Origin of the sequence: Sulfitobacter sp. SK011, from assembly GCF_003352065.1 — a bacterium.
Classification (GTDB): domain Bacteria; phylum Pseudomonadota; class Alphaproteobacteria; order Rhodobacterales; family Rhodobacteraceae; genus Sulfitobacter.
The window spans coordinates 3521886-3534644 of the sequence record NZ_CP025803.1; the positions used below are offsets into that span (position 1 = coordinate 3521886).

Genomic DNA, 12759 nt, shown 5'->3' on the forward strand with positions numbered 1-12759 from the left:
ACCAAGCATCCGAAAGTTGCCAAATGCCCCTGCTCCGTCTGTTTGCGATCGCTTTATTCTTGCAGCTGTCTTCATCTGTTGCTCTGGCCTGCGGTCCAGAAAAAAACTGCCCCATTGGCGACCGCTTCTACCGCATCGCAATGCCGGAAGGTCATGACGGCACCACCCCCGTGGGCGCTTTGGTCTGGGCCCATGGATATCGCGGAACAGCCACGGCCGTGATGCGCAATGGCAACTTGCGGCGGATGGTATCGGACGCCGGGCTTGCACTGATTGCGGCACAAGGGGTGAATGGATCGTGGAACCTGCCTTATGGGCCACGCACCTTCGACAGCACCGGCGCAGCAGAGTTTGCCTATTTTGATTCGGTTTTGGAGGATGCCGAGAAACGTTTTCCCATCGACCGCAACCGCATCGTCGCATCAGGTTTCAGTGCGGGCGGCATGATGGTCTGGAATCTGGCCTGTTCGCACCCTGCAAAATTCGCGGGGTTTATCCCAATGTCTGGGACCTTCTGGCTGAAACCACCACAAAGCTGTACGGGGCCAATTTCAAGCATAGTGCACATCCATGGCGATGCGGACCCCACGGTGCCGTTGACCGGCCGCGCCATCGGAGAGACGAAACAGGGCAAAGTGATTGATGCACTGGCTAAATATACCGAATTTGGCGGTTTCAACCCTTCAAAGCCGTCAAAACCCGGCGGCCTTACCTGTCAGAACCGCCGCAATGCCAACGGCAAAATCCTTGAATTCTGCCTGTTTTCTGGCGGACATTCGTTTCGCACAGAATATTTGCGTTATGGCATCAAACGCTTGCGCGCAGCGGGCCAGATTTAGGTCCCGAATGTTTGCTCAAATGCCGCGGCACCGCTGGGCGTGAATTTCACCACCCGGGTCCCTTCGGCGCGTGCGGCCCAACCCCGCGCCTGCATCTGTGCCAACAAGGCGCGCCCGACGCTGCCTGCCAAATGCGTGCGCCGCGCGCTCCAATCCAGACAGGGGCGACAAAGCGGTGTTTTACTGCGCATGAGCGCGTCGATATCCACCCCGAAATCAGTCAGGAATCCAATGCCTTTGGGTGTCAGGGTCACATGCGCGTCTTCTTCTTCTTTCACAAACCCACGCGTCAGCAGCCCCTGAAAAAGGGCAATGCCCTTCTCCCCTGCCAAGTGATTGTAGCACACCCGCGCCTCACGCAGGGCCGCATCCTTGGGTCCGGTTCGCGTGCGCAGATGACCCGCACCTGCCGCCAATCCCATCAGCGCCTCAAGCGCATGGCCCACATCATCCCCGCCAAGGGTGAAATACTTGTGCCGCCCTGATTTGCGACAGACAATCATGCCCGCACTTTCCAATTTACTCAAATGCGCGCTTGCGGTTTGCAGCGTCACGCCCGCCTCACCGGCCAGTTCGGTCGCAGTCAATGCCTTGCCGCTCATCAGCGCGGTCAGGATATTGGCGCGCGCCGGGTCGCCGATCAGCGCCGCAATGCGGGAAATGTCAGGGCCTTCTTTCATACTTCGACCATAGCCGAAGCATTCGCTGAAATCAATCCGCTAAGACAAGCAGAGCAACGAAAGGACATCCCATGCTGACTTGTATCATCCGCTATCACATTGACCCGACCAAACACGCGCAGTTTGCCCAATATTCCCGCAACTGGGGTCAGGCGATCCCACGCTGCGGTGCCGATCTGATCGGATATTATGCCCCGCACGAAGGGTCATCGACGCTTGCCTATGGGATCTACAACATCCCCAACCTTGCGGCTTATGAGGCCTATCGCGCGCGGTTGCGCGACGATCCATTGGGGCGCGACAACTATGACTTGGCCCAATCAGAGCGATTCATCCTGCGCGAGGACAGAACGTTCCTCAAGCTGGCCTCAGCACCGCATGGAGACACCATATGATTGCCGTGATTTTCGAAGTCCTGCCAGACCCTGCGCGTAAACAAGACTATCTGGATATCGCAGCCCGGATGCGGCCTTTGCTGGATCAGGTCGACGGATTCATTTCTGTCGAGCGATTTCAAAGCCTGAGCAACCCGGACAAGGTGCTGTCGCTTTCGTTCTTCAGGGACGAAGCGGCGGTCATCGCCTGGCGAAACCTGACCGCACATCGCGGCGCGCAGGCCAAGGGCCGTGCTGGCATATTCAACGATTACCACCTGCGCATTGCCCATGTGATCCGGGATTACGGCATGTTTGATCGTGATGAGGCACCAGACGACAGCCAGAAAGTGCACTCATAAGCTGCTACCACGGCACGGCTTTTCCAGCCCAGTCAAAGAACCCGCCCGTATCTTTTGCGTCCAGACCGTCAATCACGCGCAACAGGTTTTCCGCCGCCTCACCGGGGGCCACCGCCGGATGTCGGCCCAGATACTTTTCCGTAAAAGGGGTTGCTACGGTCCCGGGATGCAAAGCCACACAGATGCTGTCGGGATGGCTACGGGCCAATTCAATCGCCGCCGTATGCACGATCTGGTTTACCGCTGCTTTCGCACTGCGATAGCTGATCCAGCCCCCTAAACGGTTGTCCCCGATTGAGCCCACCCGCGCAGACAATACCGCAAAGACCGCACGCCTGTCCTTGGGCAACAAATCAGCGGCATGGGCCAGCACCAGCGCCGGGCCAACCGCGTTTAACGCAAATTGATCCATCATTGCCTTTTGAGTGAGCGAACGAATTGATTTTTCGGGCTGCGCACCGTCAATCTCCAAGGCACCCGACGCCACGATGATCGTATCAAACGTGCCGTCCAAGGCCCCCAGATGTGATTGAACCGATGCTTCATCGGTGATGTCAAAACCGTCCCGCGACCGCGCCAACGTGACTATCTCAACATTTTGGCCTCTTGCCGCCCGCGTCAGAGCGGTGCCAATGCCACCAGATGCGCCTATGATCAATATACGTTTCATCCGCCAAACTTAGCGGTCATTCCCCCCACATCAACATTTGAGGACCATATAATCCGCGTCGGCAATAAAGTCTGCGCGCCCTCTTCCCATTTGCAAAACCACGGCTATAAACGTCGGCATGACACACGCCGCCCATATGCCGACCCTGCCGCGCCCTTGCGTGGCCGCGCTGTGTGCAAACCTACTGCTTCTAATCCGCCTCTGAGCGTGCCATCCGGTGCGCCCGCTCAGAGGGCTCATTCTTCGGAAAAATAGCGCGCCACGGATTTTCAAAGCAGACAAGAGAGATTTCAAATGAACACGACGACCAAACAAGACCGCGTCTTGATTTTTGACACCACACTGCGTGACGGCGAACAATCGCCCGGTGCCACGATGACCCACGCAGAAAAGCTTGAGATTGCGAACCTGCTGGACGAAATGGGTGTCGATATCATTGAGGCCGGGTTTCCCATCGCCTCAGAGGGCGACTTTGCCGCCGTAAGCGAGATTGCGCGTCAAAGCCAAAACGCCGTGATCTGTGGCCTTGCCCGCGCGCAAATGGGCGACATTGATCGTTGTTGGGAGGCAGTGAAACACGCGCGCCAACCGCGCATTCACACATTTATCGGCACCTCGCCCCTGCACCGCGCCATTCCCAACCTCACCCAGGATCAAATGGCCGAGCGCATTCATGAAACCGTGACCCACGCCCGCAACTTGTGTGACAACGTGCAATGGTCGCCTATGGATGCGACCCGGACAGAAGAAGACTATCTCTGCCGCACTGTTGAGATTGCAATCAAGGCCGGTGCCACCACGATCAACATTCCCGATACCGTCGGCTATACCGCACCACGCGAATCTGCGGCGCTGATCCAGATGCTGCTGGAAAAAGTACCCGGCGCGGATGAGATCATCTTTGCCACCCATTGCCACAACGACCTTGGCATGGCGACTGCAAACAGTTTGGCCGCCGTAGAGGCAGGTGCCCGTCAAATCGAATGCACAATCAACGGCCTTGGGGAACGCGCGGGCAACACAGCGTTGGAAGAGGTTGTGATGGCGCTGAAAGTCCGCAATGACATCATGCCGTTCCAGACCGGTGTGGATTCGACAAAGATCATGAACATCTCGCGACGGGTCGCGACCGTGTCGGGATTTGCGGTGCAATTTAACAAGGCCATCGTCGGCAAGAACGCCTTTGCGCACGAAAGCGGCATTCATCAGGACGGCATGCTGAAAAATGCCGAAACCTTTGAGATCATGCGCCCCGAGGATGTGGGCCTCTCCGAGACCAATATCGTCATGGGTAAACACTCGGGCCGTGCCGCGTTGCGTTCCAAGTTGGAAGAACTCGGCTACGAGCTGGGGGACAACCAGCTTAAGGACGTGTTCGTGCGGTTCAAAGAACTGGCCGACCGCAAAAAGGAAATCTACGAGGACGACCTGATCGCCCTGATGCGGACCAGCACCGACCCCCAGGAGGACCGGATCAAACTGAAATCCATGCGCGTTGTCTGTGGCACCGAAGGTCCGCAGCAGGCCGACATGGTGCTGGATGTGGACGGGACGGAACACCAGACCAGCCAGACCGGCGATGGCCCCGTGGATGCGTCGTTCAACTGTATCAAGGAACTGGTGCCGCACAACGCACGCCTGCAGCTTTATCAGGTGCACGCAGTGACCGAAGGCACCGACGCACAAGCAACCGTGTCGGTCCGGATGGAAGAAGACGGGCGCATTGTGACGGGGCAATCAGCCGATACCGACACCGTTGTCGCATCGGTGCGCGCCTATATCCACGCGCTTAATCGCCTGCTGGTCCGCCGGGAAAAAGGCGGAACGGACCAACGCGAAGTCAGCTATAAGGACGTGGGTTAAAAATACCGGGGCAGTTCAAAAAACTGCCCCGTTCACGCGTTCAGGGACGCACGTATGCGTATCCGTTTTCCTGCAACTCAATCAGGCGCACCACGCCGGATGGGACAACTGTCGCCTCTGACATAAGCGGCACGTCCTTACCAGCTTTTGCACTCATGGCACGGTGTGTGTTTCCGCATGCCGCAAAGGACAGGTTGTCCAATTCAAGTGACATGGTGCTGATGCGGTCCTCAACCGGGCTTTTGCCTTCCACAAACATATTCAGACCGGGCCCATATGCGACAACCTCCACTTCGACCGTATCCCCGACGGATTCGTAATAGCTGATCACATTCGCAACGTTATTGAGCGCCATGTTCATCACCTGCGGATCATTCTGGTCCACATGGATCGCGACCTTATGGGTCAGGCCCTCTGCCCAGCCCAACACCGGCACGATGGTCAGTGCCATCGCAAGTACCAATCTTTTCATATCGAATCCTCCCTGGTTATCGCTTGAGTCTGTCTATTTCGGGGCTACTTGCAATCAAGCAGTTGCATGCGCCTGACATTCGATAGGCCCATCTATCCGTCCTTTTCAGCCTGATCCCTGCTTAACGTCCCTTGCCGGCGTTCCACGATTAAAATCACGGCATCAGCAAGATGTTCGCGCCCAATTGCCTTGGCCCCCGCGGCAACCCGAAGTTTGTGCGCCTCAAGCATCACCTCGGCGTGGCTGCTGTCGCGTGGGGGGATGAAGGTGTAACACGCCAATTCGATCAACAAACCCAGCGGGTCTTTGAAATAGATCGAATGCATGAACCCACGATCCTTGACACCCGAATGCCCGATCCCGCGCGCTGTCAACCGCGCCTCGACCTGATCAAACATGGCGCGATCCACCTCAAAGGCGATGTGGTGGACACAACCGGGGTCAGTTGGCGTGCGGTTATGTACCGGTTTACGGTCCTCATTCGTGAAAATCGTGATCAAACGCCCGTCGCCGGGGTCAAAATACAGATGCCCTTCGTCCGGGTTGTCCAGATTGGGTTGGTCGAAGATAAACGGCATGCCCAACACCCCTTCCCAGAAATCAATGCTGGTCTGTCTGTCAGCCCCCGTCAGGGTGATGTGATGAACCCCCAAAACCTGAATTTTCTTCATGATACCCTCCGTGATGCCCTATTCTACTATAATGGCAAGATCGCGCCACCCTCGTGGCAATCCCCCCTTTCACCCCGCCCACACCCGGCCTATAAGACGCTGCAGCCCGCCTCGATCAGAGTCGTCGGGCCAATAAGAATTTTTGCAAGGTGCTGTTCGTCATGTCGATTTTTGGAAACCTACGCGGTCTGTTCTCATCGGACATGGCGATTGACCTCGGAACTGCCAACACGTTGGTTTACGTCAAAGGCAAGGGCATCGTGCTGTCGGAACCATCGGTCGTGGCCTACCATGTAAAGGATGGCGTCAAGCGCGTGCTGGCAGTGGGCGAAGACGCCAAGCTGATGCTGGGCCGTACGCCGGGCAGCATTGAAGCCATCCGACCGATGCGCGAAGGGGTGATTGCGGATTTTGACACCGCCGAAGAGATGATCAAGCATTTCATCCGCAAGGTCCACAAACGCTCTACCTTTTCCAAGCCGAAGATTATCGTCTGCGTGCCCCATGGTGCCACTCCTGTTGAAAAACGTGCGATCCGTCAGTCTGTGCTTTCTGCCGGTGCGCGCCGTGCCGGACTGATTGCCGAACCGATTGCGGCGGCCATTGGTGCAGGCATGCCAATAACCGATCCCACCGGCAATATGGTCGTCGATATCGGTGGGGGGACAACCGAAGTTGCTGTGCTGAGCCTTGGTGACATCGTCTATGCCCGTTCGGTGCGCGTCGGTGGTGACCGCATGGACGAGGCGATCATCAGCTATCTGCGCCGCCAGCAAAACCTGTTGGTTGGTGAAACCACGGCAGAACGCATCAAAACCTCCATCGGGACGGCGCGCATGCCGGATGATGGTCGCGGCACATCGATGCAAATCCGCGGGCGTGACCTGCTCAATGGTGTGCCCAAGGAAATCGAAGTGACACAGGCACAGATTGCTGAAGCTTTGGCCGAACCGGTGCAGCAGATTTGCGAGGCGGTGATGACCGCGCTGGAAACCACGCCGCCGGATTTGGCCGCAGATATTGTCGACCGTGGTGTGATGCTGACCGGTGGTGGTGCGTTGTTGGGTGATCTTGATCTGGCATTGCGCGAACAGACGGGCCTCGCCATTTCGGTCGCAGATGAGCCGCTGAACTGTGTGGCCCTTGGCACCGGCAAGGCGTTGGAATTTGAAAAACAACTGCGCCATGCCATCGACTATGACAGTTAATCGCGGCTAGAATAGCCAATCCTCAGGTCGGGCTGACCCCTTGTCCGATCCGGGGCAGGAGCGCATGAAACCATGGCCAAAGACCGTTCAAACAGCAGCAGCGACTACACCGGCCCCCTGCGCCGGTTGCTGTTGGTTGTTTTGATGCTGGCGCTGGGTGCCATATTCCTTTTGTGGCGCATCGACAGCCCCCGTGTGGAACGCTTTCGCGCACAGATCACTGACCGTCTGGTGCCCAACCTTGATTGGGCAATGGCCCCTGTCACCGGCACGGTGAACCTGATGCGCGATTTTCAGAGTTATCAAAGGCTTGCCGAGCAAAATCAGGAACTGCGCAGCGAGCTGCGGCAAATGCAGGCGTGGAAAGAGGCGGCCCTGCAACTGGAACAGGAAAACGCCCGCCTGCTTGATCTGAACAATGTGCGGCTTGATCCGCGCCTGACTTTCATCACAGGCGTCGTGCTCGCTGATTCCGGATCGCCATTTCGCCAATCCGTTTTGCTGAACGTCGGCGCGCGTGATGGTCTGGTGGATGGCTGGGCCACAATGGATGGGATCGGTTTGGTTGGCCGGATCTCTGGCGTTGCACAAAACACCGCTCGGGTGATCCTGCTGACCGATGCCAACAGCCGCATTCCGGCCACCATCCAACCCTCTGGCCAACGCGCGATTGTGGCCGGCGATAACTCGGCGGCCCCTCCTGTTGATTTTCTAGAAAACCCCGATCTGGTGCGGCCCGGCGACCGTGTGATCAGTTCAGGTGATGGCGGTGTCTTTCCGGCTGGATTGTTGATTGGCCAGGTCGCCGCGGACCCCGGCGGTCGTTTGCGGGTGCGATTGGCGGCAGATTATGAACGGCTCAAATTCCTGCGGGTGCTGCGCCATCATGGCCACGAGACAGTGTCAGATACGGCTCAGGTCATCACGCCCGCGCCCCCTGTGGCTGAAGGAACGCTGCCATGAACGATCAGTCAGCCGCGCTGCTCTGGGCCATGCGGCTGGCCTTTGTGCTGCTCGCCTTTGTGATCCTGTTTTTTCACCTGTTGCCGCTTGATACCCAGCCCATAGATCTTTTCACGCCACGCCTGCTGCCGTTGGAAAACACCGCCCCCGCTGAGGCCCGATTGGAAGAGTTGCTGCGCAACGAAGGCCCAAGGCGCTGGATTGCGCCTGACCTGATCTTTTGTTTTGCCTGCGCATGGTCGTTTCGCCGACCTGAATATGTGCCAGCATTGGCGTTGGCCTTTGTATTCCTGTTTGCTGATCTCTTGTTGCAACGCCCGCCGGGGCTTTGGGCGATGTTGGTTTTGATTGGGTGTGAAAATCTGAAATCGCGGGCCCGGTCATTGCGGGATGCAAACTTTGTCGCTGAATGGCTGACAGTGGGGGCGATTATGATCGCGATTACACTGTTAAACCATATTGTGATGGCGCTGGCGCTGGTCGAAACACCCAAACTGGCGCTAAGCCTTTCGGAACTGGGCATGACTCTGCTATTCTATCCGCTGACCGTTTTGATCACGCATAGCCTTATGCGCGTGCGCAAAGCCGCACCCGGGGATTTGGATGCCTTGGGTCAACGGGTCTGATTGGGGGCCACTGAGATGAGACGCAATCGCGCCGAAAATGACGCAAGTCACGCCAAGCTAACCCGGCGTGCGGCCCTGCTGGGCGGCGCGCAATTGCTGTTCATGGGCGGATTGGCGGCACGTATGCGATACCTGCAGGTCGATCAGGCCGATCAGTTTCGCCTTTTGGCCGAAGAGAACCGCATCAACATCCGCCTGATCCCGCCAGCGCGCGGTGAAATTTTTGACCGCAATGGACTGCGGCTGGCCCAAAACGTCCCCTCGTATCGCATCGTTTTGGTGCGCGAGGATGCAGGCGATGTTGATCTGGTCATGGACCGCCTTGCAAGCGTCATTGATATTGATCCCGAAACCCGCGCAAGTGCGATGGCCGAGATCAAAAGATCCGCGCCCTTTCTACCGGTGACAATCATTGATGATGTCAGTTGGGATGCAGTCAGCAAGGTCAGCGTCAATGCCCCTGCCCTGCCCGGCATCACACCCGAGGTTGGCCTGACCCGCGTGTATCCGCGCGGATCGGATTTTGCCCATGTGGTCGGTCGTGTGGGACGCGTCAGCCAAAAGGATCTGGACGCGCTGGAGGACCCTGATCAGGTGCTGCGCATCCCGCGATTTCAGATTGGTAAAATCAACGTTGAGGCGCGTGAAGAATCGCTATTGCGCGGCACCGCAGGCACCAAACAGGTCGAGGTCAACGCAACAGGCCGGGTGATGCGTGAACTTGCCCGGCGCGAAGGGCAATCCGGCGCCGACCTGCAATTGACTGTCGATGCCAAGTTGCAGGGCTACGTTCAGGCGCGGCTCAGCGGCGAAAGTGCTGCGGTGGTGCTCATTGATTGCGAAAATGGCGATCTCACTGCAATCGCCTCTGCGCCCAGCTATGACCCGAACCTGTTTATTGGTGGGATTTCGTCGGCGGATTATAACCCGCTCTTGAATTCCAAGTATCGCCCCCTTGTCAACAAAACCGTCCAGGGCACCTATCCGCCCGGATCAACGTTTAAGATGATGACCGCAATGGCCGCGCTGGAAGAGGGCCTGATCGGACCGGATGATACCGCCTATTGTCCCGGCCATCTGGAGGTCGCGGGCCGCAGATTTCACTGTTGGAAACGCGCAGGGCATGGATGGGTTGATCTGGAAAACTCGCTCAAGCAATCCTGCGATGTGTATTATTATGATCTCGCGCTAAAGGTTGGCATTGAAAAAATAACCGAGATGGCCAACCGGTTTGGCCTTGGCATCAAACACGAACTTGCTCTTTCCTCGGTTGCGGCCGGGCTGACCCCCACCAAAGACTGGAAGAAAAAAGCCCGCAATGCTGACTGGGTGATTGGCGACACGGTGAATGCGTCAATCGGTCAGGGGTTCATGCTGGCGTCGCCCCTGCAACTCGCGGTGATGTGCGCGCGGATCGCAACGGGGCGTCAGACCACGCCTCGGCTGGTGAAGTCGATTGATGGGGTCGAACAGCCCAGCGGCGATGGCGAACAGCTTGCGATGAATGAAAACAACCTGCGCAAGATGCGCCGCGCGATGTACGAAGTGGTCAACAATCGCCGCGGCACTGCGTACCGGTCCCGGATTATTGCCGACGACATGCGGATGGCTGGCAAGACCGGCACCAGCCAGGTGCGCAACATCACTGCCGCCGAACGGGCGCGCGGGGTATCAAAAAACTCGGACCTGCCGTGGGAACGCCGCGATCACGCGCTGTTTGTCAGTTTTGCGCCTTACGAAAATCCCCGATATGCCGTTTCGGTGCTGGTCGAACATGGCGGCGGTGGCTCAACTGCCGCAGCACCAATTGCACGCGATGTCCTGCTGCAGGCAATGTCCGGCGGCGACCCGCCGCTTGAGGCTTATCCAACGGGCGACCGTGACCGGATCAAGATCCAACAAGAAAAGCTGCGCGAGATACAGCCGCAGGCAGCGATTGATGGGAATGATCAGGCATGAGTTATCTTGAATATACCGTCAAATCCGTTCCCGCAGGGTTTCGCAAATTTCTGTTCATAAACTGGCCTTTGGCTCTGCTGTTGGCATCGGTGTGCGGCATCGGCTTTCTGATGCTCTATTCGGTCGCAGGTGGATCGTTCACGCCATGGGCCGAACCGCAGATAAAGCGGTTTGCCCTGGGTATGGTCCTGATGATCATCGTTGCGCTGATCCCGATTTGGATGTGGCGCAACCTGTCTGGCCTTGCCTATGGCACATCGCTTGTCTTGCTTATCGCGGTCGCTTTCATCGGTGAGGAACGCAAAGGATCGCAGCGCTGGATTGATCTGGGGTTCATAGATTTGCAGCCGTCTGAACTGATGAAAATCACGCTGGTGATGTTTCTTGCCGCTTATTACGACTGGCTGCCCGCCAAAAAGGTGTCTCGCCCCTTTTGGGTTTTGCTGCCGGTCTTATTTGTGCTGGTGCCGACCGCTTTGGTCTTGAAACAACCAGACTTGGGTACATCCATCTTGCTTTTGTGTGCAGGTGGCGGGCTGATGTTCCTGGCTGGGGTTCATTGGGCCTATTTTGCTGTCGTTGCGACCGCTGCAATCGGGCTGCTGACCGCCGTTTTCCAATCCCGTGATACAGCCTGGCAGTTGCTGAATAACTATCAGTACAAGCGGATTGATACGTTTCTGGATCCCGCCGCTGACCCGTTGGGGGCGGGATATCATATTACCCAATCCAAGATTGCACTGGGATCAGGCGGCTGGACCGGGCGCGGGTTCATGCAGGGCACCCAATCACGGCTCAATTTCTTACCCGAAAAACACACCGATTTTATTTTCACCACATTGGCCGAAGAGTTCGGCTTCATTGGCGGGTTTTCCTTGCTTGGGATTTATGCGCTGATCATCATGTTCTGCGTCGCAACGGCGGTGATGAACAAAGACCGGTTCTCATCCCTGCTGACCTTGGGGATTGCCTTGAACTTCTTCTTGTTTTTCGCCGTCAACATGTCGATGGTCATGGGTCTGGCACCCGTCGTTGGTGTGCCACTGCCGCTGGTGAGCTATGGAGGATCTGCGATGCTGGTATTGCTGCTGGCCTTTGGGCTGGTGCAATCCGCCCATGTCCATAGACCGAGGTAGCAGATGCCCATCAATGTGCTTTTCGCGGCAAGACCCGACCGCTGGGATACTTACGAACACCCTTTGAAATCGGCAATTGGTCAGGCCGGATTGGATGCACATCTGTCAATGGATATCCCCGCCGACAAGGTCGATTATATCGTCTATGCGCCTAACAGTGACGTGCAGGATTTCGCGCCATTCACCCGCGCAAAGGCAGTGCTCAATCTTTGGGCCGGTGTGGAAAACGTGGTCGGCAATCAAACGCTGAACATCCCGCTTGCCCGGATGGTGGACCCGGGCCTGACCAAAGGCATGGTCGAATGGGTGACGGGGCATGTGCTGCGCTACCATCTTGGGATAGACATCGATATCTTGCGCAAAGACACCCTATGGGAACCGCGCACGCCGCCACTGGCGCAAGAACGGTCTGTTGTCGTGCTGGGTCTTGGGGCGTTGGGTCATGCGGTAACGCAATCTCTTGTGAATTTGGGCTTTGATGTCACGGGATGGTCGCGCAGTACAAAGGACATTCAGGGTGTCAGATGCCTGCATGGTACCGACGGGCTGCGCGCGGCCCTTGGCCGGGCCGAAATCGCAGTGTTGTTGCTGCCCGACACACCTGCCACCGAAAACACGCTGAACGCCGAAACACTGGCCCTGATGCCCAAAGGCGCGCGCATCATCAACCCCGGTCGCGGGCCCCTGATCGACGATGACGCCCTGCTGGCCGCGTTGGACAAGGGGCACATTGGCCATGCAACGCTGGACGTTTTTCGGGTTGAACCGCTGCCATCAGACCATCCTTACTGGGCGCACCCTAATGTCACTGTCACGCCGCATATTGCCGCGGAAACCCGTGCCAGCACCGCATCTCAGGTCATTGCCGAAAACATACGCCGTGGCGAAATTGGGCAAAAGTTCCTGCATCTGGTAGATCGCACACTCGGGTATTGA

Annotated in this window: 14 protein-coding genes; 10 read left to right on the forward strand and 4 right to left on the reverse strand. The window is 57.4% G+C overall.

Going from position 1 to position 12759, the window contains the following annotated elements:
• Nucleotides 1–23: 23 nt before the first annotated feature.
• The gene (locus C1J02_RS17255; RefSeq protein WP_114879681.1) at nt 24–839 is read left to right on the forward strand and encodes a PHB depolymerase family esterase; all 816 of its coding nucleotides are present in this window, start codon (nt 24–26) and stop codon (nt 837–839) included.
• Here C1J02_RS17255 and C1J02_RS17260 read toward each other — a convergent pair.
• A complete protein-coding gene (locus C1J02_RS17260; RefSeq protein ID WP_114879682.1) occupies nt 836–1519 on the reverse strand; it encodes a helix-turn-helix transcriptional regulator in 684 nt (227 codons plus the stop codon). The two genes, C1J02_RS17255 and C1J02_RS17260, sit on opposite strands and share 4 nt — an antisense overlap.
• Nucleotides 1520–1590: 71 nt before the next feature.
• On the opposite strand from C1J02_RS17260, the gene C1J02_RS17265 reads away from it, so the two are divergent.
• Nucleotides 1591–1914 carry an NIPSNAP family protein gene (locus C1J02_RS17265; RefSeq protein ID WP_114879683.1) on the forward strand — a complete coding sequence of 108 codons (324 nt, stop codon included), beginning with the start codon at nt 1591–1593 and terminating at the stop codon, nt 1912–1914.
• Nucleotides 1911–2255 (forward strand): antibiotic biosynthesis monooxygenase, encoded by a 345-nt coding sequence (locus tag C1J02_RS17270; protein WP_114879684.1) that lies wholly within the window; start codon nt 1911–1913, stop codon nt 2253–2255. The genes C1J02_RS17265 and C1J02_RS17270 overlap by 4 nt, the downstream gene beginning before the upstream one ends.
• A gap of 4 nt (nt 2256–2259) precedes the next feature.
• Here the strand turns inward: C1J02_RS17270 and C1J02_RS17275 are convergent, their stop codons facing one another.
• Entirely contained in the window at nt 2260–2925 is a 666-nt protein-coding gene (locus C1J02_RS17275; protein WP_114879685.1) for an SDR family NAD(P)-dependent oxidoreductase, read from the reverse strand.
• A 294-nt stretch (nt 2926–3219) separates the two neighbouring features.
• Between C1J02_RS17275 and C1J02_RS17285 the strand changes: the two genes are divergently transcribed.
• Complete coding sequence (locus tag C1J02_RS17285; RefSeq protein ID WP_114879687.1) at nt 3220–4788, forward strand: 2-isopropylmalate synthase; 1569 nt, start codon at nt 3220–3222, stop codon at nt 4786–4788.
• A gap of 40 nt (nt 4789–4828) precedes the next feature.
• On the opposite strand, the gene C1J02_RS17290 is transcribed toward C1J02_RS17285, so the two are convergent.
• Together C1J02_RS17290 and C1J02_RS17295 are read right to left on the reverse strand one after the other, a co-directional pair.
• Nucleotides 4829–5260, reverse strand: coding sequence for a DsrE family protein (locus tag C1J02_RS17290; protein ID WP_114879688.1), 432 nt, complete (start codon nt 5258–5260; stop codon nt 4829–4831).
• A gap of 92 nt (nt 5261–5352) precedes the next feature.
• A complete protein-coding gene (locus tag C1J02_RS17295; RefSeq protein ID WP_114879689.1) occupies nt 5353–5931 on the reverse strand; it encodes a VOC family protein in 579 nt (192 codons plus the stop codon).
• Nucleotides 5932–6092: 161 nt separating this feature from the next.
• Between C1J02_RS17295 and C1J02_RS17300 the strand changes: the two genes are divergently transcribed.
• The 6 genes from C1J02_RS17300 to C1J02_RS17325 all read left to right on the forward strand — a co-directional run bounded on the left by C1J02_RS17300 (nt 6093) and on the right by C1J02_RS17325 (nt 12759).
• Entirely contained in the window at nt 6093–7139 is a 1047-nt protein-coding gene (locus tag C1J02_RS17300) for a rod shape-determining protein (RefSeq protein WP_114879690.1), read from the forward strand.
• 72 nt (nt 7140–7211) lie between these two features.
• Nucleotides 7212–8102: a rod shape-determining protein MreC gene (gene mreC / locus C1J02_RS17305; protein WP_114879691.1), complete on the forward strand. Its 891-nt coding sequence runs from the start codon at nt 7212–7214 to the stop codon at nt 8100–8102.
• Nucleotides 8099–8728: a rod shape-determining protein MreD gene (locus C1J02_RS17310; protein ID WP_114879692.1), complete on the forward strand. Its 630-nt coding sequence runs from the start codon at nt 8099–8101 to the stop codon at nt 8726–8728. Before mreC ends, C1J02_RS17310 begins: the two co-directional genes overlap by 4 nt.
• 15 nt (nt 8729–8743) lie before the next feature.
• Nucleotides 8744–10687, forward strand: coding sequence for a penicillin-binding protein 2 (gene mrdA, locus C1J02_RS17315; RefSeq protein WP_114879693.1), 1944 nt, complete (start codon nt 8744–8746; stop codon nt 10685–10687).
• Complete coding sequence (gene rodA / locus C1J02_RS17320; RefSeq protein WP_114879694.1) at nt 10684–11823, forward strand: rod shape-determining protein RodA; 1140 nt, start codon at nt 10684–10686, stop codon at nt 11821–11823. Before mrdA ends, rodA begins: the two co-directional genes overlap by 4 nt.
• 3 nt (nt 11824–11826) lie before the next feature.
• Nucleotides 11827–12759, forward strand: coding sequence for a glyoxylate/hydroxypyruvate reductase A (locus C1J02_RS17325; protein ID WP_114879695.1), 933 nt, complete (start codon nt 11827–11829; stop codon nt 12757–12759).